We start from the raw sequence: 24,823 nt of genomic DNA, 5'->3' as shown, positions 1-24,823 counted from the left end.
CCGGGGAGGGTCATGAAATGCGGCGGCGGCCGCCGCCGTTGATGGACTCGGGGGATTCTGTCGCACCCCCTGGCTAGCCTTGAGACCGACCTGTCTCTCCCGGCGGTCGCGCCCAGAAGAGGAACCGGAAGAACACCGTGCATGACCGACTCATCGTGCGTGGAGCACGCGAGCACAACCTGAAGGACGTCTCGCTCGACCTCCCTCGGGACTCCATGATCGTGTTCACCGGTCTGTCGGGTTCCGGGAAGTCCAGCCTGGCGTTCGACACGATCTTCGCGGAGGGGCAGCGCCGGTACGTCGAGTCGCTGTCGGCCTACGCGCGCCAGTTCCTCGGGCAGATGGACAAGCCCGACGTCGACTTCATCGAGGGCCTGTCCCCGGCGGTGTCGATCGACCAGAAGTCGACCAGCAAGAACCCTCGGTCGACGGTCGGGACGATCACCGAGGTGTACGACTACCTGCGGCTGCTGTACGCGCGGATCGGGCATCCGCACTGCCCCGAGTGCGGCCGGCCGATCAGCCGGCAGGCGCCGCAGCAGATCGTCGACCGGGTGCTGGAGCTGGAGCCGGGCACCCGGTTCCAGGTGCTCGCACCGGTGATCCGCGGCCGCAAGGGCGAGTATCTGGAGCTCTTCCGCGAGCTGCAGTCCAAGGGGTACTCGCGGGCGATCGTGGACGGGCGGACGATCCGGCTGGACGAGCCGCCCAAGCTGAAGAAGCAGGAGAAGCACGACATCGCGATCGTGGTCGACCGGCTCTCGGTGAAGGACACCGCGCGCCAGCGGCTCGCCGACTCGGTGGAGACGGCGCTGGGCCTCGCGGGCGGCACGATCGTCCTCGACTTCGTCGACATGCCGGAAGGCGACGAGAACCGCACGCGGATGTACTCCGAGCATCTGTACTGCCCCTACGACGACCTGTCGTTCGAGGAGCTGGAGCCGCGGTCGTTCTCGTTCAACTCGCCCTACGGCGCGTGCCCCGACTGCACCGGTCTCGGGACGCGCATGGAGGTCGACCCGGAGCTCATCGTCCCCGACGAGGAGCTGACGCTCGGCGAGGGCGCGATCCAGCCGTGGTCGAACGGGCACGTGAGCGACTACTTCCTGCGCCTGCTGTCCGCGCTCGGCGACGCGATGGGCTTCGACCTCAACACGCCGTGGGAGAAGCTGCCCGCCAAAGCGCGCAAGGCGATCCTGAACGGGCACGAGACCCAGGTTCACGTGCGCTACAAGAACCGTTACGGCCGGACGAGGTCGTACTACACCGCCTACGAAGGCGTGATCCCCTACATCCAGCGGCGGCACGCCGAGTCCGAGAGCGACACCAGCAGGGAGAAGTTCGAGGGCTACATGCGGGAGATCCCGTGCCCGACGTGCGACGGCGCGCGGCTCAAGCCGGTCGTGCTCGCCGTCACCATGGGCGGGATGTCGATCGCCGAGGTCGCCGCGATGCCGATCGGAGAGGCCGCGAAGTTCCTGCTGGCGATGGAGCTGAGCGACCGCGAGACGCACATCGCCGAACGCGTCCTCAAGGAGATCAACGCCCGGCTCGGGTTCCTGCTGGACGTCGGCCTCGACTACCTGACCCTCGACCGGGGGTCGGCGACCCTCGCCGGCGGGGAGGCGCAGCGCATCCGGCTGGCGACGCAGATCGGCTCCGGGCTGGTCGGCGTCCTGTACGTGCTGGACGAGCCGTCGATCGGCCTGCACCAGCGCGACAACCACCGGCTGCTGGAGACGCTGCTCCGGCTGCGCGACATGGGCAACACCCTGATCGTCGTCGAGCACGACGAGGACACCATCGCCGCCGCCGACTGGATCGTCGACATCGGCCCCCGCGCCGGTGAGCACGGCGGCGAGATCGTCGTGTCCGGCACCATCGAGGACTTGAAGAAGTCCGACCGCTCCCTGACCGGCGCCTACCTGGACGGGCGCCGCGAGATCGCCGTCCCGGAGATCCGCCGCCCCCGCACGCGGGGCCGCGAGATCACCGTGAAGGGCGCGCAGCAGAACAACCTCCGCGACGTGGACGCGGCGTTCCCGCTCGGCGTCCTCACCGCCGTGACCGGGGTGTCCGGGTCGGGCAAGTCGACGCTGGTCAACGACATCCTGTACAGCTCGCTGGCCAAGAAGCTGAACGGGGCCAAGCTCGTCCCGGGCAAGCACAAGCGCGTCAACGGCGTCGACCAGCTCGACAAGGTCGTGCACGTCGACCAGTCGCCGATCGGGCGCACGCCGCGCTCCAACCCGGCGACCTACACGGGTGTGTTCGACCACATCCGCAAGCTGTTCGCGCAGACGACGGAGGCGAAGGTCCGCGGCTACCAGCCGGGCCGGTTCTCCTTCAACGTCAAGGGCGGCCGCTGCGAGAACTGCTCCGGCGACGGCACGATTAAGATCGAGATGAACTTCCTGCCGGACGTCTACGTCCCGTGCGAGGTCTGCCACGGCGCCCGCTACAACCGGGAGACCCTGGAGGTCCACTACAAGGGCAAGACGATCTCCGAGGTGCTCGACATGCCGATCGAGCAGGCCACCGGGTTCTTCGAGCCGATCAAGGCGATCCACCGGCATCTGAAGACGCTCAACGACGTCGGCCTCGGCTACGTCCGGCTCGGCCAGCCGGCCCCCACCCTGTCCGGCGGGGAGGCGCAGCGCGTCAAGCTGGCGTCCGAGCTGCAGAAGCGCTCCACCGGGCGTACCGTCTACGTGCTGGACGAGCCGACCACCGGCCTGCACTTCGAGGACATCCGCAAACTCCTCGGCGTCCTGAACGGCCTGGTCGACAAGGGCAACACGGTGATCATCATCGAGCACAACCTGGACGTCATCAAGACCGCCGACTGGATCATCGACATGGGCCCCGAGGGCGGCTCCCGCGGCGGCACCATCGTCGCCACCGGCACCCCCGAGGACGTCGCCGAGGTCGACGCCAGCCACACCGGCCAGTTCCTCGCCAAGATCCTCAAGTGAGGCCGTCCCGGGTTCGCTGAACCCCGCGTCCGCGCCGCCGCGCGCCGTCCGCGCCGCCGCGCGCCGTGGGCGGCGCCGCTCGCCGTGGCTCTCGGCGAAGGGCCGTCGTGGCGTGGCCGCCGCCGGTTACGGGCGGGTCGGTGCGGCGCGGGGGGCGCCGTCCAGGATCATGGAGACATGACTGACGAAGTGACGCCCGGAGCCTCGCAGCGTGCGGGGTGCGCCGGGAACGGGGGGATCGGGCGCCGTACGGTGCTGTGCGGTGCGGGGGTCGCCGGCGCCGCCGTGCTCGCCGGGTGCGCGAGCGGCGGGGAGGAGAAGACCGCCGAGGAGCTCAAGGGCCAGGAGATCGCGAAGGCCGCCGACATCCCGGTCGGCGGCGGGAAGGTCTACGGCGCGGAGAAGGTCGTGGTCACCCAGCCGGCCCAGGGCACGTTCAAGGCGTTCACGGCGGTCTGCACGCACCAGGGCTGCACGGTGGACAAGGTGCAGAACGGGCTGATCAGGTGCGCCTGCCACGGCAGCGAGTTCAAGATCGCGGACGGTTCGGTGCAGAAGGGGCCGGCGGATCAGCCGCTGGCCGAGTACCCGGTGCAGGTGCGCAACGGCGGCATCGTCGTCACCTGAACCGGCCGGCCGCCCGAATCCGGGAAATTGGTTCCGGTTTGAACCATCTCGTTCGCGGATTCGTTCTCCCCGGTGACACACGGGAACCGAGGGTGAGGTCAAGGCGTTCTCCGCGACCTGTACCCACCGGGGCTGCAGCGTCGGCTCGGTGTCCGGCGGCATGATCAACTGCCCCTGTCACGGCAGCAAGTTCAAGATCACCGATGGTTCGGTGGCGAGCCCGCCGGCGGACGAGCCGCTGGAGGAGCGGCGGATCACCGTTCAGGGCGACAAGATCATGCTCGCCTGAGCGTCTTCGTGCGCGCCGGGCCGTCCCGTCGAGGGGCGGCCCGCCCGCCGGCGGCGCGATCGCCGTCCGGCCGTCCGCGGGCCGTCTCGCCGCCGACGATCTCCCCGTCCGCGGGCTCCCGGCCGTCCACGCCCGCGCCGTCCGTGCCGCTGCCGTCCGCGCCGTCCGCGACGCCGCCGCCGGTGATCTCCTCGTGGCCGACGCGGAAGCGGGGGAGCGCGTCGGGGTAGTGGTCGCGGATGTGGGAGACGAGGTGTTCGCGCATGTCGCAGCGCAGGTCCCAGGTGCTCGCGGAGTCGGCGGCGCTCATCAGGGCCCGGAGCGTGACCAGCCCGTTCGGCTGCACATCGACCACCTGCAGGATCCATTCCCGCCGGTCCCACAGCGGGTTCTCCTTGAGCGCCGAGTGCAGTTCGGTGCGCAGTTCCGCGATCGGGACCGACCAGTCGACGTGCAGTTCGACCGAGCCGAGCAGCCGGTTGGAGTGCCGCGTCCAGTTCTCGAACGGCTGCTCGGTGAAATGCGAGACCGGGAAGATCATCCGGCGGTCGTCCCAGAGGCGCAGCACCACGTACGACAGGGTCAGCTCCTCGACCCGCCCCCAGTTGCCCTGTGTGACGACGACGTCGTCCAGCCGCAGCGCGTCGCTGAACGCCAGCTGCAGCCCGGCGAGCAGGTTGCCCAGCGTCGGCCTCGCCGCGATGCCGACGACCAGCCCGGCGACGCCCGCCGAGGCCAGCACCCCGGCGCCGACGGCCCGCACGCCCGGGAAGGTGAACAGCGCGGCGCCCACCGCCAGGACCACGATCAGCACGGCCGCGATGCGGCGCAGCAGCAGCATCTGGGTGCGGGCCCGCCTGGCCCGCCGGTTGCGCTCGCCCTCGATGCGCATCAGCCGTTCCAGCGGCGGATCGCTCAGCGCGTAGCCGATCCGCAGCACCAGCCAGGTGGTGGCGCCGATCGCGGCGATCCGCAGCACGTGCCGGACGCCGCCCTCCGCCTGGCCGGCGAGGAGGTGGTACGGCATCGCGGCGTTGGTGCTGACCACGGCCGCGAACGCGAACGCCGGCGCGGTGCAGCGCCGGGCGGCGCGTCCCGCCCCCGGCCAGCGCACCGACAGCCGGCCGGCCAGCAGCCGCCGGCCGCACTCCACGATGATCGCGGACGTGGCGACGACCGCCGCCAGGACGACCCAGGCCCACAGTTCCGACACCTGCGCAACGACCCCCTCAGCCTGCGTGGAGAAACCTCGCCGGTAAACTTCGTTCGACCCTCCCTTTCCACTCGCTTTGGGATCATCCAGACGAAAAGGCGAGATCTCCGTCACCCTGGGACGGGACGCGCGGGCGTACGGCGTGTCGGTACCGCCCACTAGGCTTCTGAGCGTGGCAGATCCGGCGACCTACCGACCCGCACCGGGCTCCATTCCGGAATCCCCCGGCGTCTACCGATTCCGCGACGAGCACGGCCGGGTCATCTACGTGGGCAAGGCCAAGAGCCTGCGCCAGCGCCTGAGCTCCTACTTCGCCGACTTCTCCGCCCTGCACCCCCGCACGCAGACGATGGTCCAGACCGCCGCCCGCGTCGACTGGACCGTCGTCGCCACCGAGGTCGAGGCCCTCCAGCTCGAATACTCCTGGATCAAGGAGTTCGACCCGCGGTTCAACGTCCGTTACCGCGACGACAAGTCCTATCCGTTCCTGGCCGTCACCCTGAACGAGGACTTCCCGAGGGTGATGGTGATGCGGGGCGCCAAGCGCAAGGGCGTGCGCTACTTCGGGCCGTACTCCCACGCGTGGGCGATCCGGGAGACGGTCGACCAGCTGCTGCGCGTGTTCCCCGTCCGGACGTGCAGCGCCGGCGTGTTCAAACGGCAGCACCAGCTCGGCCGGCCCTGCCTGCTCGGCTACATCGGCAAATGCTCGGCGCCGTGCGTCGGCCGCGTCTCCCCGGACGAGCACCGCCTCCTCGCCGAGGACTTCTGCGACTTCATGGCGGGCCACACCGCCCGGTTCATCAAACGCCTCGAACGCGACATGCGCGAGGCGGCCGCGTCCCAGGAGTACGAGCGCGCCGCCCGGCTCCGCGACGACATCCGCGCCCTGGAGCGCGCGCTGGAGAAGCAGACGGTCGTCCTCGCCGACACCACCGACTGCGACATGATCGCCTTCGCCGAGGACCAACTGGAGGCGGCCGTCCAGGTCTTCTACGTGCGCGGCGGCCGGATCCGCGGCCGGCGCGGCTGGGTGGTCGACAAGGTCGAGGACGTCACCACGGCCGACCTGGTCGAGCACTTCCTCATCCAGATCTACAGCGAGAGCGATTCGGTGCCCCGGGAGGTGCTCGTCCCGGCCATGCCGCCCGAGGCGGACGCCATGACCGAACTGCTGTCCGAGCAGCGCGGCGGGCCCGTCCGGCTGCGCGTCCCGCAGCGCGGCGACAAGAAGACCCTGCTGGAGACGGTCGCGCGCAACGCCCACGAGGCGCTCAAGCAGCACAAGACCCGCCGCGCGTCCGACCTCACCACCCGCAGCCGCGCGCTCCAGGAGATCCAGGACGCGCTGGAGCTGGACGAGGCGCCGCTGCGCATCGAGTGCTACGACGTCTCCAACCTGCAGGGCACGAACGTGGTCGCCTCCATGATCGTGTTCGAGGACGGCCTGGCCCGCAAGAGCGAGTACCGCCGCTTCACCGTCAAGGCCGTCGAGGGGCAGGACGACGTCCGCTCCATCCACGAGGTCATCACCCGCAGGTTCAGGCGCTACCTCGCCGAGAGCGAGAAGATGGGCGAGCTCGACCACCTGGGGGATCCTCCCGACGCGGTCGCCGGAGGGCCTGAGGGGCCGTCCCCCCGGGATCAGCCGGAGGAAGGCGCGCACCAGCCGATCGACCCGGAGACGGGCAGGCCGCGCAAGTTCGCCTACCCGCCCAACCTGGTGCTCGTCGACGGCGGCCCGCCGCAGGTCGCGGCCGCGCAGCGGGCGCTGGACGAGCTCGGCATCGACGACATCGCGGTCTGCGGCATCGCCAAGCGGCTGGAGGAGCTGTGGCTGCCCGCCGAGAGCGACCCGGTCATCCTGCCGCGCAACAGCGAAGGCATGTTCCTCGTCCAGCGGGTCCGCGACGAGGCGCACCGGTTCGCCATCACCTTCCATCGGCAGCGGCGATCCAAGTCCATGACGGTGAGCGAACTCGATAACGTTCCGGGTCTGGGCCCGGCGCGCCGCGCGGCGCTGCTGAAACACTTCGGTTCGCTGAAGCGGCTGAAGGACGCGACACCCGAGCAGGTCGCCGAGGTCCCCGGAATCGGGCGGCGCAGCGCCGAGGGCATCGTCGCGGCACTGCACGGCGCCGCCGTCCCCTCCGGGGGCCCCGGCGGAGACGGTGGCCGCGCGGGCGGAGACGGGGAGCACAGGGGGAGACGGCCATGACCAGAGAGACGAAGATCCCGGACATCGTGATAGTCACCGGCATGTCCGGTGCGGGCCGCAGCACCGCGGCCAAATCCCTGGAGGACCTCGACTGGTTCGTGGTCGACAACCTGCCGCCGGGGCTGCTGGCCACCATGGCCGACCTCGGCGGCCGCGTGAAGAACGCGGTGCCCCGCATCGCCGTCGTCGTCGATGTGCGCAGCCGCGCCTTCACCGAAGACCTGCACTCCTCCATCGCCGAGCTGGAGGCGCGCGGCGTCCACCCGCGGGTGGTGTTCCTGGAGGCGAACGACGCCGACCTGGTGCGCCGCTTCGAGAGCGTCCGCCGCCCCCACCCGCTGCAGGACGACGGGCGCCTCGTCGACGGCATCGCGCGGGAACGGGAACTGGTCCGCGAGGTCCGTGCCGAGGCCGACCTGGTCATCGACACCAGCGGCCTCAACGTGCACGAGCTGCGCAACAAGATCATCGGATTCTTCGGCACCGACACCGGCGAATCCAGCCTGCGCGCGACCGTCGTGTCGTTCGGCTACAAGTACGGGCTGCCCGTCGACGCCGACCTCGTCGTCGACTGCCGGTTCCTGCCGAACCCGCACTGGGTGCCGGAGCTGCGGCCGAAGACGGGCCGCGACACCGCCGTCCGCGACTACGTCCTCGGCCAGCGCGGCGCCAAGGAGTTCCTCGACGCCTACGCCGAGGTCCTGCGCCTGCTCGCCGACGGCTACGAGCGCGAGGGCAAGCACTACGTGACCCTCGCCGTGGGATGTACCGGCGGCAAACACCGTAGTGTGGCCATGGCGGAACAGATCGCCGCCCGGCTGCGGGACGAGGGCATCGAGGTGCAGGTCGCCCATCGTGACCTCGGCCGAGAGTGAGGCCCCCCGGGGTGCGGCGCGGGTCCCGGACGAGGAGAGCAGGATAACGGCACGGTGAAGCCCAACGGCCCGAAGGTCGTCGCACTTGGCGGCGGCCACGGCCTCTACGCCTCGCTGTCGGCGCTGCGCCGCGTCACCGACCGGCTGACCGCGATCGTCACCGTCGCCGACGACGGCGGCTCCAGCGGACGGCTCCGCCGCGAGCTCGGCGTCCTGCCGCCCGGAGACCTGCGGATGGCGCTCGCCGCGCTGTGCGGCGACGACGAGTGGGGGCAGACGTGGCGGGACGTGGTGCAGCACCGCTTCCGCAGCCAGGGCGACCTGCGCGACCACGCCGTCGGGAACCTCCTCATCGTCGCGCTGTGGGAACTGCTCAGCGAAGTCGAGCCCGGGCCCGGCGGCGGGCCGGGCTCCACCGTCGCCGGCCTCGACTGGGTCGGACGGCTCCTCGGCGCGCAGGGCCGGGTCCTGCCGATGGCCGCCGTCCCGATGGACATCGTCGCCGAGGTCCGCGGCGCCGACCCGTCCCGCCCCGACGAGATCACCCACGTCAAAGGGCAGGCGGCGTGCGCCAAGACGCCCGGTAGCGTCCTCGGGGTGTCCCTCGTCCCCGCCGACCCGCCCGCGTGCCCCGAGGCCCTCGCGGCCGTCGAGGACGCCGACTGGATCGTGTTCGGGCCCGGTTCCTGGTTCACCAGCGTCCTGCCGCACCTCAAGGTGCCCGCGCTGGCCCGCGCCCTCACCTCCGCCCGCGCCCGCCGCGCCGTCGCGCTGAACCTCGCGCCGCAGCCCGGCGAGACCGACGACTTCTCCCCGCAGACCCATCTGGAGGTCCTGCGGGCCCACGCGCCCGACCTTAGCGTCGACGTCGTCATCGCCGACCGCGGGGTGGTCGACGACCCGGAGGCCCTCGACAAGGCCGTCAAGGAGATCGGCGGACGTCTCGTCCTCGCCGACGTCGCCGCCGACGACGGCTCTCCGCGTCATGAACCCGCCCGTCTGGCCCAAGCCTTCGACAAGATATTCACCGACTGACGTCCCGTGGGGCCGGAATCGGCCACACTGCTGGGAGTCCGATAGGGGGAGGGTTCATCAGATGGCGATGACCGGTGTGGTCAAGGACGAGCTGAGCAGGCTCACGGTCATGAAGCCGTGCTGCCGCAAGGCCGAGGTCTCGACGCTGCTGCGCTTCGCGGGAGGCCTGCACCTGGTCAGCGGGCGGATCGTGATCGAGGCGGAGATCGACACCGGCGTCGCGGCACGGCGCCTGATCAGGGACATCGCCGAGGTGTTCGGTCACACGTCCGAAGTCGTCGTCCTCGCGCCCAGCGGCCTGCGCAAGGGCAGCCGCTACGTCGTCCGCGTCTTCCGCGAGGGCGAGTCGCTCGCCCGGCAGACCGGGCTCGTCGACAACAACGGCCGGCCCGTCCGCGGGCTGCCGCGGCACGTCGTCGCGGGCGCCGCCTGCGACGCCGAATCCGCCTGGCGCGGCGCGTTCCTCGCGCACGGCTCCCTCACCGAACCCGGCCGGTCCATGTCCCTCGAAGTGACCTGCCCGGGCCCCGAGGCGGCGCTCGCCCTCGTCGGCGCCGCCCGCCGCCTCAAGATCCACGCCAAGGCCCGCGAGGTCCGCGGCGTCGACCGCGTCGTCGTCCGCGACGGCGACGCCATCAGCGCCCTGCTCACCCGCCTCGGCGCCCACGACAGCGTCCTCGCCTGGGAGGAACGCCGCATGCGCCGCGAGGTCCGCGCCACCGCCAACCGCCTCGCCAACTTCGACGACGCCAACCTGCGCCGCTCCGCCCGCGCCGCCGTCGCCGCCGGCGCCCGCGTCGCCCGCGCCCTGGAGATCCTCGGCGACGACGCCCCCGAGCACCTCGTCAACGCCGGCCGCCTCCGCCTCGAACACAAGCAGGCGTCCCTGGAGGAACTCGGCCAGCTCGCCGACCCGCCGCTCACCAAGGACGCCATCGCCGGCCGCATCCGCCGCCTCCTCGCCATGGCCGACAAACGCGCCGGCGACCAGGGCATCCCCGGCACCGACGCCAACCTCACCGCGGACATGCTCGCGCCGTAACTCCCAGGGGGCGACCCCCGCTGAGGCTTGGTCCAAGTGGGGGGCGGCCGGCGGTCAGTTCGTCTTGTCCAGGTCGCCTCTGAGGATTCGGTGGATCAGGTCGTCGCGGAGTTGGCCGTAGCCGGTCTCGGCCCAGACGCTCTGGGACGGATCGGCCTCGTAGTAGGGGACGTCGCGGCCGTCGCGGTGGTCCATCAGGACGTCCGGGGTCTGCTTGCCGCGGGTCGCGCGGGCGCAGGCGCGGCACGTCGTGACGCGGAGGCGCTTGCGGGACCCGATGGGCCGCCAGTCGACCCCGGTCGTGGCGTCCCCGTGCAGGGGGTTGAAGAAGCAGAGCGGCATCGCGGGGATCTCCGCCTTGCCCTCCGCGGCGGCCTTGGCGGACGCGAGGGCGTCCCGGCCCTGGTCCACCAGGACGAGGACGCCCGCGAGGTCGGGGATGCCGCGCGCCGCGTCGAGGGTCTTGCCCGCCGCCTGGTAGGCGTCCAGGGCCATGGTCATGAGGGTGCGGGGCCGTTCGTCCGCGGTGGGGACGCCGCTCTCGTCCAGGAGTTCGCCGAACGCGATGACCTCGTGGGACGCCTGCTCGCGGAGCTGGTCCTCGTTGGCGCGGCTCGCGGTGGCGAACACCGTGCGCGGCATCAGGAGGCCGCTGCTCTCGCGGCGGACGGACGCCATGCGGCGGCGGCGCCACAGCAGGAGGCCCGCTGCTCCGGCCACCGCCACCCCGGCCGCGCCCAGGGGCAGCGCGAGACCCCCGTCATCCGACTCGTCGCCGGGCGCGCCGCCGCCGTTCTTCTCCCGTTCCTTGGCGCGTTTGCTGATCTCGGCGGAGACGCGATCGTATTCCCGGGTCCCGGTGCCCGAGACGATCAGATCGATGATGCGCGACAGCTTGGCCGCGAGCGGCGCGTCGTTCATGGCGCGGTCGAGCGTGACCGCCCAGGCGGCGTCGCGGGCCTGGTGGTCGCCGCCCCACTCGCGCGCGCTCAGGTCGTCGGTGTCGTCGTCGAAGGTGATGAAGATGCCGTCGCGCCCCAGCCGGTCGTGGACGACGGTCGCGAGCTGCTCGGCCTCGGTCCAGGTGCCGCCCTTGACGAGGGGGACCAGGACGACGAAGACGGGCGCCGGCGCCTTCGCCAACTTGGCGAGGAGCCTGCGCCGTTCCGCCTCGGGGAGTGCGGACGCCAGCGACGGGTCGACGTGGATCGGGGAGCGGCGGAGGGCGGCGGCCAGCCGTTCGCCGGGGGACGGTTCAGTCAACACCGAGGTACCTCATCACACGGGGTAGGAAGTTCTTGCCGGTGGCGCCCCACGACGCGTCCCGCCACACACCGGGGATCGCGGTGTGGGGGCGGTGGCGTTCGGGCCCCGGGACCTTGAGAAGGTGCCGGTCGGTGAGCCCCTGCCGCTGGTCGTGCTCATTGCATGCCTCGCACAGAGGGCACGGCTTCGGCAGGACCTTGTGGGTGAGCTTCGCCAGGCGCCTGCGCGCGGTGGACTCGCCGTGCAGCGGGTTCACAACACAGGGGGCGGGTGGTTCGGCGATGTCCCGGCTGAGGACGAGTCGTCCCTGGCGCGCGAGGACGATCGCGCCGACCAGGTCGACGGCGCGGTCGGCGTCGTCCTTGGCGTCGTCGTAAAGGATCTGGGCGGCATCGTAGGCGGAGACGGCGTAGGGGCGCCCGCGTTCGGCCCCGGTCGTGGTGAGCAGGCTCTGGAGCCGTTCCAGTTCCTTGGCGCCGTGATGGCGCAGCTGGCGCATGCTGGGTTCCGTCGCGCTCCAGTAGCTGCTCGCCTTGCCCCGCGTGGACGGGCCCCCGCGCCGGCCGAGGAGGGCGAGGACGCCGAGGCCGATCCAGTACAGCAGCACCGCACCGACCGGCCCGGCAAGGATGAGACCGGTGAGGAGAGGTGCCTGGATCTCGGGGTCGTCCGGTGTGAGCTCGTGCTCCTCCCCGAACGGTTCCGGGGTCGAGTACAGCGTCGGCATGGAGGGGGACGCCGAGGGCGCCGTGGCGTAGCCGTTCAGCCGCTGGACGATCCGGTCCGCGAGCCCGGCGAACGGACGGTCGTGGTCGGCGGGGCTCGAACTGCCCGGCTCGTCCTCGTCGAGTGGGGAGTACCGGTAGCGGCGCGGCACCCGGAACGCCTCGGAGTCCATGTGGCCGTGCGAATCGACCATCACGTAGAGCCCGTCGCGCCGCGACCGCTCATGCAGCGCGAACAGGAACGCTTCGTTGCGGCCCTGGGACTCCGAGTCGGTCCCGTTCGGGAGGACGACGACGTAGGCGGGCACGCCGAGCCGTTCCGCGGCCTCTCCGGCGGCCCGGCGGACCCGGCCGCGTTCGGCTTCGCCGAGGGCGATGCCGATATCGGGGTCCACGAAGAGGGGGTCCTCGGCGAGGGCGGCCGCGACCCGGACCAGGCGGTCGTCGGCGTGCGGAGGATCGTCGGCGGCCGCGGCCCCGGCGGGCCATGCGGTGAGGACGACTGCGGCGAGGAGCGCGAGGACGCGGGCCGGTCTCATCGGCGCCCCTTCGCCTGCTTCTTCTCGGCCTGCTTCTGATTTTGCGGGGCCGGTCGGGGCTTCTTCCCGCGAGTGCGGTAGATCAGCAGGGCGAGGATCGGCAGGCCGCTGAGCGCCGCGCCCCCGCCGAACGTCCCCCACTCCACGATCGCGGCCCGCCGGTCCGCGGCCTCGTCGGCGTCCAGTGCCTTGCGGACCTCCGACTTGGGCCTCGGACGCGGGTTGTCGGCGCGTTCCCGCGCCTGGCCCGACAACGCGATGTCGACGAACCGCGCGACCTTCTCGGGGGCCGTGGCGTCGTAGGGGAGTTCCTGGCTCGCGGCACGCCAGGCGTCCTCGACCGGCAGGCGCCGGGCGCCGCCGAATTGGCGGACCTCGCCGCCGGGCGTCGACGGGGGCACCACGAGGTAGATCCCGTCCTCGCCCAGCCGGTCCCGCAGCAGCGCGATGAGGGAGTCGGCGGGGTTCTGCGGCCCGAGGCCGGTGGTGGGCGTCACCGCGACGTACGCCGGGACGCCGAGCCGGGCGACGGACGCCTCGATCTGCGCGGCGGCGTCCGGTGGCAGCACCCGCGGGGTGTGGTCGGTGACGTAGACGGGGTGGCGGCGCAACTCCGCGGCGAGGTGATCGGCGCGGCTCACCGGTTCGGCACGTTCCAGCGCGGTGGCCGGGCCCGTGAACAGGCACGCGAGCATTCCGGTCAGGACTAGGACGAACCACCCGCGGCGCATGAACGGGGAGTCTAGTGACGGCCGCCGGAGCGCCGTGACCGGGGACGCGACGGAAATGATCCCCCGCCCGGGGGAGGCGGCCTCACCCCCGGATTTCCCACACCGGCGGTGTCAGGCTACCCGCCGGTCATTGGATAGGGTCGGGAGCAGGGGGAGATCCCCTAGATCGACCGTAGTTAACAGTCCGGCTGACACCGGGCGCTATCGACGTGCGAGGAGAGCCGTTCCGTGACCATCCGAGTAGGCATCAACGGTTTCGGCCGGATCGGCCGTAACTTCTACCGCGCAGTGAAGGCATCCGGGGCCGACATCGAGATCGTGGCGGTCAACGACCTGACCGACAACGCCACGCTGGCCCAGTTGCTCAAGTACGACAGCATCCTCGGCCGCTTCCCCGAGGACGTGCGCGCCACCGCGGACGAGATCGTCGTCGGCGGCAAGGCCATCAAGGCGTTCGAAGAGCGCGACCCCGCCAACCTCAAGTGGAGCGACGTCGGTGTCGACATCGTCGTCGAGTCGACCGGTTTCTTCACCGACGCCGCCAAGGCCAAGGTGCACGCCGACAACGGCGCCAAGAAGGTGATCATCTCCGCGCCGGCCAAGAACGAGGACCTCACCGTCGTCCTCGGCGTCAACGAGGACAAGTACGACCCGGCCGCGCACACGGTGATCTCCAACGCGTCCTGCACCACCAACTGCCTGGCCCCGCTGGCGAAGGTTCTGAACGACTCCTTCGGCATTGAGAACGGCCTGATGACGACGATCCACGCCTACACGCAGGATCAGAACCTGCAGGACGCCCCGCACAAGGACCTGCGCCGCGCCCGCGCCGCCGCGGTGAACGTCGTGCCGGCGTCCTCCGGCGCCGCCAAGGCCATCGGCCTGGTGCTGCCGGAGCTGAACGGCAAGCTGACCGGTTACGCGCTGCGCGTGCCGGTGCCGACCGGCTCGGCCACCGACCTCACCGCCACGCTGTCCCGCGAGGTCACGGCCGAGGAGGTCAACGAGGCGTTCAGGGCCGCCGCGGAGAGCGGCCCGCTGAAGGGCTACCTCAGCTACACCGAGGACCCGATCGTCTCCAGCGACATCGTCACCGACCCGGCGTCCTGCATCTTCGACTCCGGGCTGACCCTGGCCCTCGGCAAGCAGGTCAAGGTCATCGGCTGGTACGACAACGAGTGGGGCTACTCCAACCGCCTCGTGGACCTCGTCAAGCTCGTCGGCTCGCAGCTCTGACCGCCGGCCCGCCCTGACCGAAGGAATCCGGCGCCGTGGCCGCGCACCGTGCCTCGACCGGGGCGTGCGGCCACGGCGCGGCCGTGTACGGAAGGACACCGCATCCCGATGCGCACCATTGACGATCTCGACGTCGCCGGCAGGCGCGTGCTCGTCCGCGCGGACCTGAACGTCCCGCTGCAGGACGGCGCCATCACCGACGACGGGCGGATCCGGGCGAGCCTGCCGACGATCGAGGCGCTGCGGACCCGCGGTGCCAAGGTCATCGTCTGCGCCCACCTCGGCCGCCCCAAGGGCGAAGTCAAGCCCGAGTTCTCCCTGGCCCCGGTCGCGGCACGGCTCGGTGAGCTGCTCGGCGCGGAGGTGACCGCCGCCGGAGACGTCGTCGGCGACTCCGCCCGCGCCGCCGTGGACGGCCTCGCGGACGGCGGCGTCGCGCTGCTGGAGAACCTGCGCTTCGAGCCGGGCGAGACCAGCAAGGACGATGCCGAGCGCGGCGCGTTCGCCGACCGGCTCGCCGCCCTCGCCGAGATCTACGTCGGGGACGGGTTCGGTGCCGTGCACCGCAGGCACGCGTCGGTGTACGACGTGCCGGAGCGGCTCCCGCACGCCGCCGGCGGTCTGATCGCCGCCGAGGTCGAGGTCCTGAAGCGGCTCACCGAAGACGTCGAACGCCCCTACGCCGTCGCGCTCGGCGGCTCCAAGGTGTCCGACAAGCTCGGCGTGATCGACAACCTGCTCGGCAAGGCCGACCGCATCCTGATCGGCGGCGGCATGGTGTTCACCTTCCTCAAGGCCCAGGGGCACGAGGTCGGAAAGAGCCTCCTGGAAGAGGACCAGCTCGGCACCGTCCGCGAATACCTGCGGCGGGCCGAGGACACCGGGGTGGAGTTCGTGCTCCCGGTCGACATCGTCGCCGCCACCGCGTTCGCCGCCGACGCCGCCCACGACGTGGTCGCCGCCGACGCGATTCCGTCCGACCGGCTCGGCCTGGACATCGGCCCCGAGTCCGGCAAGCTGTTCGCCTCGCGTCTCGCCGACGCCCGCACCGTGTTCTGGAACGGCCCGATGGGCGTGTTCGAGATGGAGCCCTACTCGCACGGCACACGCGCCGTCGCCCAGGGCCTCATCGACTCCGGCGCGTTCACCGTCGTCGGCGGCGGCGACTCCGCCGCGGCCGTGCGGCGACTCGGCTTCGACGAGGCCGCCTTCTCCCACATCTCGACCGGCGGCGGCGCCAGCCTCGAATATCTCGAAGGCAAGACGCTGCCCGGCCTGCAGGCCCTGGAGGACTGACCGATGGCGCCCACGACCCCTTCCGGCGCGCAGAGCGGCCGCAAGCCGCTCATGGCGGGCAACTGGAAGATGAACAACAACCACCTCGAGGCGATCTCGCTCGTCCAGAAGATGGCGTTCGCGCTCAAGGAGGCCGACCACGACGCCGTCGACATCGCCGTGATCCCGCCGTTCACGGCGATCAGGTCGGTGCAGACGCTGGTCGACGCCGACAAGCTCGGGATCCAGTACGGCGCGCAGGACGTCTCCCAGCACGCCTCCGGCGCCTACACCGGCGAGATCTCCGCCGCGATGCTGGCCAAGCTGGGCTGCGCCTACGCCGTCGTCGGGCACTCCGAGCGCCGCCAGTACCACGCCGAGGACGACGCGGTCGTCAACGCCAAGGCCAAGGCCGCGCTCGCCGCCGACCTCACCCCGATCCTGTGCGTCGGCGAGGGCCTGGAGGTCCGCAAGGCCGGCGAGCACGTGGCGCACGTCCTGGCGCAGGTGGACGGCGGGCTGGAGAAGATCCCCGCCGACCAGGTGCGGCGCACCGTCATCGCCTACGAGCCCGTCTGGGCGATCGGCACCGGCGAGGTCGCCACCCCGCAGGACGCGCAGGAGGTCTGCGCGGCCATCAGGACGCGGCTCGCCGAGCTTTACGACGGTGGACTGGCCGACCAGGTGCGTATCCTGTATGGCGGTTCGGTCAAGGGCGGCAATGTCGCCAAGCTCATGAAGCAGGACGACGTGGACGGCGCCTTGGTCGGTGGTGCCAGCCTGGACCCGGGAGAGTTCGTCAAAATCTGCCGGTACCGGGATCTCCCCGTCTGATCAAAACTGATCAATTCTGTGTGAACTGGGGGTTCTTGCCGAACCAGCGGGTGGTTCGTCGTACCCTTCGTACCTGACGGGTAAACCGCCCGGCCCGATCCACCGTCCGGAACTACGAAGACAAGGCGCTGAAGAAACGTGATCATCGCATCGTCCATCGTGCTCGTCCTGTCGAGCCTGCTGATGGTGGTCCTCGTCCTGATGCACAAGGGCAAGGGCGGCGGACTGTCCGACATGTTCGGCGGCGGCATCTCGACGTCCCTGGGCGGGTCGTCGGTGGTGGAGCGCAACCTCGACCGGCTGACCGTCGGCGTCGGCGTGATCTGGTTCGCCTCCATCGTCGTCCTCGGGCTGCTGTTCAAGAGCAACGGCGCCGGCTGAACGACCCGTCAGGCATATGCGAGCGCCGCGCCGTCCTGGAGGGCACGGGCGGCGGCGGAAACACCGAGCGAGGAGTAACTCCGTGGGTAGTGGTAACGCGATTCGGGGCAGCCGCGTCGGGGCCGGTCCGATGGGAGAGGCGGAGCGCGGCGACGCCGCCCCCCGCGTCTGGGTGACGTTCTACTGCGCCAACCGGCACGAGACCCGTCCCAGTTTCGCGACCGACGTCGCGGTCCCGGAGACATGGGACTGCCCGCGCTGCGGGTTCCCGGCCGGCCAGGACTCGGAGAACCCTCCGGCCCCGCCGAAGACCGAGCCGTACAAGACGCACCTGGCGTACGTGAAGGAGCGGCGCAGCGACGAGGACGGCGAGGCCATCCTCGAGGAGGCGCTCGCCAAGCTCCGCGAGAAGCGCGCCGCCGTCAAGCGGGCCCTGGAGTCCGCGGGGCGCCCCTGACGCCCCTGCCTCCCTGAACCGTGAAGGACCGGGCTCCCGTGACCGCACGTGCGGTCACGGGAGCCCGTGCACGTGCGGGGGCCCGTGAACGGGCCGACCGCCGGCGTGAGCGGGATCAGCAGTCGGGGGCGCAGAGGCGGCGCGCCGTGGCCTGGCCGAAGATCCGCAGGATGTCCTGCGGTCGCTGTGCGGTGTAGACGCTGCCGCCGGTCGCCTCGGCGATCTTGCCGAGTTCGGCGGTGTCGACGTCCGGGCCGAACCCGATCACGATGATCTGGACGGGGCGGGCCGGGTCGCGCCCCTTGCGCAGCGCCGTCAGCGTCGCGGCGAGCGACGGCCCGTCCGGGTCCTCGTTGCGGCCGTCGGTGAACACCAGCACCGTGTTGATCATTTCGGGCCGGTGGGTCTCGCGCATGTACCGGACCGCGGCCAGCAGCGTGTCGTAGAGGCCGGTGTCGCCGTCCGGCTTCGGGCGCAGCGACGAGAGGGTGCTGAGGATCCGCTGGCGGCGGGTCGTCGAGCCGATCCGCCGGCCGAGCGGCCCCATCGGCACGGTCTCCCGCCAGTCCCGGTCGCCGTCCATCCGCGTGGAGAACACCCACTGGCCGAGTTCGGTGTCGTCCGGTTGCAGCGCCAGTCCCCGCTGCGACGCCTGGGCGATCGCCTGAAGCCTGGTGAGGCGGGTACCGGGGACGGGCAGGGCCATCGACCCGGACAGGTCGATCACCGACAGCATCCGCGAGCTCAGCGCCAGCCGCGCCCACGCCTGCGCGACGCGCCGGACCTCCGCCGCGCCCGGAGCCGGCAGGCCCGGCGGCTGCCACGCCTTCACCCCGTCGGCCGCGGCGAACGCCGCCGGCGGCTCGCCGTCCGGGTCCCGGAACCCGTGCGCGCGGAAGACCTCCCGGGCCCGGTCGGTGCGCAGCGCCCGCGCGAACAGCCGAACCGCCGGCCCGTCGTCGACCAAGGCGAGCGGGAAGTCCAGGGACAGGGTGCCGTCACGGGGATAGACGGCCTCCGCCGGGACCGGCGGCGCACCGTGATTGTGAGCCCACACCGCCTGCTCGGGCGTCAGCAGAATCGGGACCCGCCCGTCACCGCCTCTCTCGAACGCGGCGAACTGCCCCCGCACATCCGGCGCGGTGCTCTCCCGCACCGAACGCGCGAACGCCGCGAAGGACCCCTCCGACTTCCGGTAAAGATCGTGGACGATCAGCAGCGACATCATCCCCGCACCCGTGCGGGCCGGGTCCGCCGGCGTCAGCCGGAAGGACCGGGAGCCCTCCGACCCCGGCACCGACGCGCTCAGCAGATCCCCCCACGACCCGTTCACCCGGCCCGCCTCCTTCCGGGGGAGCGCCGCCACCAGCGGCGAACGCGCGAGAGCGCCGCCCACGACGACGGGCGGCCGCTCGAGCATCCGCAGCCAGAGCGACGAGTCCGGGACCCACACGTCCGGCAGCCGGACGCCCGCGTCACGCGGAATCCGCCCCGCCAGCAGCGCCTGCACCCCGGCAGGTCCCGAGGCCCGCACGGCGACCCGCACGCACTTCCCACCGGCGCTGTGCTCCCGCCGGTTGAAGTCCGCGCCCACCGCCGACACCGCACCGGCGATCTCCGGTGCGACCGCGACGTCCAGCCTGAGCACGGGGCCGGAACACCCCCGGACCTCCGACAACGCGTACACCGAACTGCCGAGCACCGCCGCCAGCGCCACCCCCGTGACCGCGGCGACCCGCCTCGCCCGCCCCCGCGTGCGCGGACCCTTCCCGCTATGTGATCCACTCAAGGTCGACCTCGACTCCCCGCCCGGCGGACACCCGCGCCAGAAACTGTGAGCCGCCAATTGTCGGGGCATCCCGGCCCCGACCGCATCGGCGAAATCGCCTGCTTGTTTTGCATTTCCCTTGGCGGTCGGGCCCTGGGGGCCCTCCCTTCGGCGGGAACTGCGGTGCGATCGCTGCATCGCTTCGGCTCGCCTTGCGGCTCGCTGCGCGATCAGGTTTCTCGCACGCTCGAAACCTGCCTTCGGACACGATCGCGATGGTCTGGGTCGTTGCGGGTTGAGGTAGTGGCTGGTGCCGCTGGCACGGTGGTGTTCGTTGCAGTGGTCGGGCTGGCGCCCGTGTCGACGGGCCTGGCCATCGTCGTCCTCGGAGAGCGGATGTCGGCGCCGGTCGCGGCCGGGTCGCTGCTCCTGCTGGGCGGGTTGTTCGTCGTCTCGTTCCGGCGCGGCCACCGCGCGGGCGGGCCGCCGCTCGGTATGATGGCGCCCACGCGACTGGCGCAGTCAAGGTGGAGACGACCACCGGGGAGCGAAAGTAGTCCGCACACCGCGCGCCTGGGTGTACGGGTCCCCTTCGCCGGGGCGCCCGAAGTCCCGGCGCGAACAGCGCGGAGGCTCACGATGCACGAACCGGCCGTAACCCGTCTGCAGGCCCAGGACCCCGAGATCGCCGGGCTGGTGGAGGCCGAGGCCCGCCGCCAGTACGAGAAGATCCGGCTGATCGCCTCGGAGAACTACGTGTCGCCGGCCGTCCTGGAGGCCACCGGCAGCGTCCTGACCAACAAGTACTCCGAGGGCTACGCGGGCAAGCGGTACTACGAGGGGCAGCAGAACGTCGACCCGATCGAGCTGCTGGCCATCGGCCGGGCGAAGGAGCTGTTCGGCGTCGAGCACGCCAACGTCCAGCCGTACTCGGGGTCGCCCGCGAACCTCGCCGTCTACATGGCGTTCCTGGAGCCCGGCGACCCCGTGATGGGCCTGTCGCTGCCGATGGGCGGCCACCTCACGCACGGCTGGTCGGTATCGGCCACCGGCAAATGGTTCGCCCCGGTCCGGTACGACGTGCGCGCCGACACCGGGCGCGTCGACATGGACCAGGTCCGCGACCTGGCGCTCAAGGAGCGGCCGAAGCTCATCTGGTGCGGCGGCACCGCGATCCCGCGGACGATCGACTTCCCGGCGTTCGCCGAGATCGCCCGTGAGGCCGGCGCGGTGCTGGCCGCCGACATCGCGCACATCGCGGGCCTGATCGCCGGCGGCGCGCACCCGTCCCCGGTCGGCCACGCCGACGTGATCACCACGACCACGCACAAGACGCTGCGCGGGCCGCGCGGCGCGATGATCATGTCGACGGCCGAGCACGCGAAGGCGATCGACAAGGCCGTGTTCCCCGGCCTGCAGGGCGGCCCGCACAACCACACCACCGCCGCGATCGCCGTCGCGCTGCGGGAGGCCGCGCAGCGGGACTTCCCCGGCTACGCGCGGCAGATCGTCGCGAACGCCAAGGCCCTCGCCGCGGCGCTGCTGGAACGCGGCTACGACCTGATCTCCGGCGGCACCGACAACCACCTGATCCTGATCGACCTGACGAGCAAGGGCGTCGCGGGCAAGCCCGCCGCGCAGGCCCTCGACCGCGCCGGGATCGAGCTGAACTACAACGCGGTCCCGTTCGACCCGCGCAAGCCGTTCGACCCGTCCGGGCTGCGGATCGGCACCGCCGCGATCACCACCCGCGGGCTGCGGGAGGCGCAGATGCCGCAGGTCGCGGCCTGGATCGACGAGGTCGTGCAGGCCGCCGCCAAGGACGACGAGACGGTCGCCCTGCGGGTCGCCGGCCAGGTCCGCGAGCTTCTCGCGTCCTACCCGATGCCCGGCTGGACGTCCGCGCCCTAGGCGCCGCGCAGGATCGTGATCATGCGCCAGGCTTCGGGGCCGGTGAGGGCCACGGTGTCCGCTCCGGTCCCGAAGTCGCCGTACTGCGCCACCACCTCCAGGCCGCCGGCCAGGCGGATCGCGGCGTCGAGTTCGGTGGCGGTCCAGAAGCGGTAGGGGACGACGTCGCGCAGGACGCGCACACCCCCCGCAGTGACGCCGCCGTTGCCGGGGGATCGGGGGCGTCCGTCCGCGATTGCTTCGTCGTCGCCGGTGATCGTCATCGTGACGTGGTCGTCGGCGATCTGCGTCACCGGGTCGAGCCGGTCGCCCGGCTCGCCCCAGCGCACGCTGGCGTGGACGCCGCCGCGTTCGACCGTCCAGCCGGTGCTGACGGTCGGTTCGTCGCCCAGCCGGTCCCGGGGATGTGACATCTCCACGATGTACAGGCCGCCGGGGGACAGGTGCGCGGCGACGCGGCGCAGGTGCGCGACGAACGCGTCCAGGGTCATCAGGTGGGACGTGGAGTCGAGCATGGTCGCGATGAGGTCGAACCGGCGGCCCAGATCGAACCGGGTCATGTCGTCCTGGACGACCTCCACCTTCACGTCCGCGCGGGTGGCCTCGCCGGCGGCGTAGGCGCACATCCGCGGGTTCAGGTCGAGGGCGGTCGCGGCCGGGCCGCGGCGGGCGAACTCGCGGGCGTGCTCGGCGGGCCCGGCGGCCAGCTCCAGCACCGTCGCGGGCGCCGTGTCCCGGCCGGGCCCCCGGTGTTCGGCGTACCAGGCGAGCAGCACGTCCACCTCGGCGGACACGTCGCGGAACGAGCACGCCAGCTCGTACGCCCAGGGATCGTCATAGATGCCGGTCACCCGGCCATCCTGCCAGCGTGCCGGGGCCGGCCGGGCGGCCGTCCAGCCGCAGCCGGATCTCCACGACGGCGGGGTCGGCGGTGCGCCGGGTCCGGCCGCCGAGCGAGGTCAGCAGGCGCCTCATCCGCGCGTTCTCGCTCAGCGCCGTCGCCCGCAGTTCCACCACGCCGCGGTCCCGGCCCAGGGCGATGAGCAGGCCCGCGAGGGCGCGGCCGAGGCCCCGGCCCTGCCAGCCGTCCTCGACCAGGAACGCGACTTCGGCGGCGCCCGGGTCGAGGACGTGGATGAGGTGCGCGAGGGCGAGCAGCGACCCGTCCGGCCCCTCGGCGACCAGCGTGAGGCCGTACGCGGGGTCGCAGAACCGCTCGATCGCACGCTGCGGCGGGAACGGCTTCGGGCTGAAGTACCGCATCCGGCGGCTGTCGAGGGAGGAGCGCTCGTGCAGGGCGCGGACGGCGTCCGCGTCGCGCCGCCGGATCGGCCGGACGACGACGCGCGTGCCGTCGCGCAGCACGACGCGGTGGGACGCGGGACGCCGCGGTCCGGCGGGCAGCGCGGCGCGGACCAGCGCGTCCGCCCGGGCCGCCTCGGTCGCGGTGAACGGCAGGCCGAACCTGCGGAGCCGGACGGCGCGCCCCCGTCCCACCGGGACGGTGAGGACGCACGCGTCTGTTTCGTCCCGCCTTGTTTCGCCCCGGCCGGTTTCTCCCCGCCTGGTCTTCCTCTGGCTGGTTTCGTCCCGTCCGGGGGTGGTCCATGACGATTCGTTGGCGCGGAGCAGTTCACCGAGGACCGCGGGCACGGCGTGCGGCTCGGTGCGCAGCCGGGACGCCAGGACGAGGACGCGGGTCGGTTCGTCGACCAGTTCGTGGGGGCGGGCGGGCAGCACGGCGGTGCGGATCCCGCCGGCCGCGCCCAGCGTCTCGGCGAGGTCGCGCGCGTCGGCGCCGCCGTGCGGGACGTCCACGATGAACTCGTCCACAACGCCTTCGGTGTCCATCTGGACGGACAGGCCGAGGATGTTCGCGCCTCGCCGGCCGAGTGCGGCGGTGAGCAGGGCGAGGCGTCCGGGCCTGTCCTCGATCGCGGTGCGGATGCGCAACAGCGGCATTGGAACGTTCCCTTCACGGGGCCGGGTGCCCGTTCGTCTCCGGTGCGGTCGGCGACCAGGTTCGCCGACCGGTGTTACGCGACCGCTACGTCACGGTGTGCCAGGGGTTTCACATACCGGACGGGGACTTGAGCGGCCAGGGCGGACCGCCTACCGTGCGGTGAGTGATCGACCCCGTGACCGGTGAGCCTGTCAACGACCGACCTCCGCGCGGTCCGTCCACGACCCGGCTCCCCCTGCTGCTCCCCGGCTCGCTCAGCGACGAGCAGCGAACCGTCTACGAGGCGCTGACCGGCGGCCCGCGCGCCACCGGCCGCACGCCGCCGTTCGGCATGGCCGACGACTCGGGCCGCCTCCACGGCCCGTTCAACGCGATGCTCTACAGCCCGTCCGTGGGCCTGCCGCTGCAGGACCTCGGGGTCGCCCTGCGCTTCCGCACCGCGTTCACCAAGCGCGAGCGGGAGATCGCGACGCTGGTCGTGGCCGCGCACGTCCGGTCCGACTACGAGTGGTACGCGCACGAGCGGATCGGGCGCCGGGCCGGGCTCGGCGACGACGAGATGGACGCGCTGCGCGAGGGCCGCGCCCCCATGCTCGCCGACGTCCGCGAACGCGTCGTCTACGAGGCGACGCGGCAGCTCGCCGCCGAGAACGACCTAGGCGACGCCGTGTTCACCGAGGCGGTGGCCACGCTGGGGCGCACCGCCGTCGTGGAGCTGGTCACCCTCGTCGGGTACTACAAGGCGCTGGCGCTTCAGCTGCGCGTGTTCCGGGTGGGCGTCCCCGACGGGGAGACCCCGCCCGGGTGGCCCGCCGAGGGGGACGCCGCCGCGGAGGACGGGGATGTCTGAGGTCCTGCGCACGGTCCGGCTCGTCCTGCACCCGGTGGCGATGAGCGACCACGGCGCGTTGCTGACGCACTGGACGGGCCCGATCGTCCGCCGCCACCTGTTCGACGACCGGATGATCTCCGCCGTCCAGGTGGCGGAGATCATCGACGCCAGCGAACGGGACTTCGCCACCGAGGGCTACGGCCTGTGGGTGATGCGCCCGGCCCGCTGGCCCACCGGGATCGACACGGCCGGGATCGACACTGCCGGGATCGACGGGGCCGCGGCGGGTGAGCCGCTGATCGGTGTGGCGGGGCTCAGCCACCACGACGGGCCGCTCGGGCATGGCCTGGACGTGGAGATCCTCTACAGCCTGGAGCCGGACCGGTGGGGCCAGGGCCTGGCGGCCGAGGCGTCCCGCGCGGTGCTCGACTACGCGTTCGGGGTGGTCGGCGTGCACCGGGTCACCGCCGAGATCGACACGGCGAACCCGGCGTCGGCGGACATCGCCCTGCAGCTCGGGATGCGCCGCCGGCCGGACGGTCCGGGCGGCCCCGACGGCGCGGCCTACTATGCGGCGGAGCGCTCCCGCTGGATCGGATCCCGCCGCATCGTCGACGCCGTCCCCTGAGGG

General features: G+C 72.0%; 21 protein-coding genes, 1 pseudogene and 1 riboswitch. Of the genes and pseudogenes, 15 read left to right on the top strand and 7 right to left on the bottom strand.

All coding sequences use genetic code 11. The features are described from left to right. The first annotated feature begins 137 nt into the window (after window positions 1–137). From uvrA to ACGFK0_RS15445, 3 genes and pseudogenes are all read left to right on the top strand, one after another. A complete protein-coding gene (gene uvrA / locus ACGFK0_RS15455) occupies window positions 138–2,975 on the top strand; it encodes an excinuclease ABC subunit UvrA (RefSeq protein ID WP_392905036.1) in 2,838 nt (945 codons plus the stop codon). Between the two features lie 177 nt (window positions 2,976–3,152). Continuing rightward, window positions 3,153–3,602, top strand: coding sequence for a Rieske (2Fe-2S) protein (locus ACGFK0_RS15450; RefSeq protein ID WP_392905034.1), 450 nt, complete (start codon window positions 3,153–3,155; stop codon window positions 3,600–3,602). Window positions 3,603–3,702: 100 nt separating this feature from the next. Continuing rightward, window positions 3,703–3,891, top strand: a pseudogene (locus ACGFK0_RS15445) (Rieske (2Fe-2S) protein); the annotation flags it as partial. On the opposite strand, the gene ACGFK0_RS15440 reads toward ACGFK0_RS15445, so the two are convergent. Then, window positions 3,878–5,104 carry a mechanosensitive ion channel family protein gene (locus ACGFK0_RS15440; protein ID WP_392905031.1) on the bottom strand — a complete coding sequence of 409 codons (1,227 nt, stop codon included), beginning with the start codon at window positions 5,102–5,104 and terminating at the stop codon, window positions 3,878–3,880. The pseudogene ACGFK0_RS15445 and the gene ACGFK0_RS15440 overlap by 14 nt on opposite strands. 172 nt (window positions 5,105–5,276) lie before the next feature. On the opposite strand from ACGFK0_RS15440, the gene uvrC reads away from it, so the two are divergent. The 4 genes from uvrC to whiA all read left to right on the top strand — a co-directional run bounded on the left by uvrC (window position 5,277) and on the right by whiA (window position 10,274). Then, window positions 5,277–7,322 carry an excinuclease ABC subunit UvrC gene (gene uvrC / locus ACGFK0_RS15435; protein WP_392905028.1) on the top strand — a complete coding sequence of 682 codons (2,046 nt, stop codon included), beginning with the start codon at window positions 5,277–5,279 and terminating at the stop codon, window positions 7,320–7,322. Then, window positions 7,319–8,197, top strand: coding sequence for an RNase adapter RapZ (rapZ, locus tag ACGFK0_RS15430; RefSeq protein WP_392905026.1), 879 nt, complete (start codon window positions 7,319–7,321; stop codon window positions 8,195–8,197). The genes uvrC and rapZ overlap by 4 nt, the downstream gene beginning before the upstream one ends. A gap of 54 nt (window positions 8,198–8,251) precedes the next feature. Then, entirely contained in the window at window positions 8,252–9,232 is a 981-nt protein-coding gene (yvcK, locus tag ACGFK0_RS15425) for a uridine diphosphate-N-acetylglucosamine-binding protein YvcK (protein WP_392905024.1), read from the top strand. Window positions 9,233–9,293: 61 nt separating this feature from the next. Next, complete coding sequence (gene whiA, locus ACGFK0_RS15420) at window positions 9,294–10,274, top strand: DNA-binding protein WhiA (RefSeq protein ID WP_392905021.1); 981 nt, start codon at window positions 9,294–9,296, stop codon at window positions 10,272–10,274. A gap of 54 nt (window positions 10,275–10,328) precedes the next feature. Here whiA and ACGFK0_RS15415 read toward each other — a convergent pair whose 3' ends face one another. From ACGFK0_RS15415 to ACGFK0_RS15405, 3 genes are read right to left on the bottom strand one after another with little or no spacing between them, the layout of a single operon-like run. Beyond that, a complete protein-coding gene (locus tag ACGFK0_RS15415; protein ID WP_392905019.1) occupies window positions 10,329–11,540 on the bottom strand; it encodes a hypothetical protein in 1,212 nt (403 codons plus the stop codon). Beyond that, on the bottom strand, window positions 11,530–12,804 hold the full coding sequence (locus tag ACGFK0_RS15410) for a hypothetical protein (protein WP_392905017.1): 1,275 nt from the start codon (window positions 12,802–12,804) through the stop codon (window positions 11,530–11,532). The genes ACGFK0_RS15415 and ACGFK0_RS15410 overlap by 11 nt, the downstream gene beginning before the upstream one ends. Further along, a complete protein-coding gene (locus ACGFK0_RS15405) occupies window positions 12,801–13,535 on the bottom strand; it encodes a hypothetical protein (protein ID WP_392905015.1) in 735 nt (244 codons plus the stop codon). The genes ACGFK0_RS15410 and ACGFK0_RS15405 overlap by 4 nt, the downstream gene beginning before the upstream one ends. 228 nt (window positions 13,536–13,763) lie before the next feature. On the opposite strand from ACGFK0_RS15405, the gene gap reads away from it, so the two are divergent. From gap to ACGFK0_RS15380, 5 genes are all read left to right on the top strand, one after another. Then, complete coding sequence (gene gap, locus ACGFK0_RS15400) at window positions 13,764–14,771, top strand: type I glyceraldehyde-3-phosphate dehydrogenase (protein WP_392905013.1); 1,008 nt, start codon at window positions 13,764–13,766, stop codon at window positions 14,769–14,771. Window positions 14,772–14,879: 108 nt separating this feature from the next. Next, window positions 14,880–16,067, top strand: a complete 1,188-nt coding sequence (locus ACGFK0_RS15395) for a phosphoglycerate kinase (RefSeq protein ID WP_392905011.1) — start codon at window positions 14,880–14,882, stop codon at window positions 16,065–16,067. A 3-nt stretch (window positions 16,068–16,070) separates the two neighbouring features. Next, complete coding sequence (gene tpiA / locus ACGFK0_RS15390) at window positions 16,071–16,880, top strand: triose-phosphate isomerase (RefSeq protein ID WP_392905008.1); 810 nt, start codon at window positions 16,071–16,073, stop codon at window positions 16,878–16,880. A 138-nt stretch (window positions 16,881–17,018) separates the two neighbouring features. Then, window positions 17,019–17,261 (top strand): preprotein translocase subunit SecG, encoded by a 243-nt coding sequence (gene secG / locus ACGFK0_RS15385; RefSeq protein ID WP_392905006.1) that lies wholly within the window; start codon window positions 17,019–17,021, stop codon window positions 17,259–17,261. A gap of 82 nt (window positions 17,262–17,343) precedes the next feature. After that, entirely contained in the window at window positions 17,344–17,718 is a 375-nt protein-coding gene (locus ACGFK0_RS15380) for an RNA polymerase-binding protein RbpA (RefSeq protein WP_358458073.1), read from the top strand. 115 nt (window positions 17,719–17,833) lie between these two features. On the opposite strand, the gene ACGFK0_RS15375 is transcribed toward ACGFK0_RS15380, so the two are convergent. Then, entirely contained in the window at window positions 17,834–19,507 is a 1,674-nt protein-coding gene (locus ACGFK0_RS15375; RefSeq protein ID WP_392905003.1) for a substrate-binding and VWA domain-containing protein, read from the bottom strand. A gap of 478 nt (window positions 19,508–19,985) precedes the next feature. Next, a riboswitch (ZMP/ZTP riboswitch) is annotated at window positions 19,986–20,072 on the top strand. A 53-nt stretch (window positions 20,073–20,125) separates the two neighbouring features. Between ACGFK0_RS15375 and glyA the strand changes: the two genes are divergently transcribed. Then, entirely contained in the window at window positions 20,126–21,397 is a 1,272-nt protein-coding gene (glyA, locus tag ACGFK0_RS15370) for a serine hydroxymethyltransferase (protein ID WP_392905001.1), read from the top strand. Here glyA and ACGFK0_RS15365 read toward each other — a convergent pair. Continuing rightward, complete coding sequence (locus ACGFK0_RS15365; protein WP_392904998.1) at window positions 21,394–22,248, bottom strand: class I SAM-dependent methyltransferase; 855 nt, start codon at window positions 22,246–22,248, stop codon at window positions 21,394–21,396. The genes glyA and ACGFK0_RS15365 overlap by 4 nt on opposite strands. After that, window positions 22,232–23,359 carry a GNAT family N-acetyltransferase gene (locus ACGFK0_RS15360; RefSeq protein WP_392904996.1) on the bottom strand — a complete coding sequence of 376 codons (1,128 nt, stop codon included), beginning with the start codon at window positions 23,357–23,359 and terminating at the stop codon, window positions 22,232–22,234. Before ACGFK0_RS15360 ends, ACGFK0_RS15365 begins: the two co-directional genes overlap by 17 nt. A 164-nt stretch (window positions 23,360–23,523) precedes the next feature. Here ACGFK0_RS15360 and ACGFK0_RS15355 point away from each other — a divergent pair, with 164 nt between their 5' ends. Both ACGFK0_RS15355 and ACGFK0_RS15350 read left to right on the top strand, forming a co-directional pair. Further along, the gene (locus ACGFK0_RS15355) at window positions 23,524–24,210 is read left to right on the top strand and encodes a carboxymuconolactone decarboxylase family protein (protein WP_392904995.1); all 687 of its coding nucleotides are present in this window, start codon (window positions 23,524–23,526) and stop codon (window positions 24,208–24,210) included. Continuing rightward, on the top strand, window positions 24,203–24,820 hold the full coding sequence (locus ACGFK0_RS15350) for a GNAT family N-acetyltransferase (RefSeq protein ID WP_392904993.1): 618 nt from the start codon (window positions 24,203–24,205) through the stop codon (window positions 24,818–24,820). Before ACGFK0_RS15355 ends, ACGFK0_RS15350 begins: the two co-directional genes overlap by 8 nt. Window positions 24,821–24,823: the final 3 nt, after the last annotated feature.

The organism is Spirillospora sp. NPDC048823 (genome assembly GCF_043198445.1).
Taxonomy (GTDB): domain Bacteria; phylum Actinomycetota; class Actinomycetes; order Streptosporangiales; family Streptosporangiaceae; genus Spirillospora.
The sequence above is the reverse complement of the archived record's forward strand: the minus strand, read 5'-3'. Positions and strand labels throughout refer to the sequence as shown.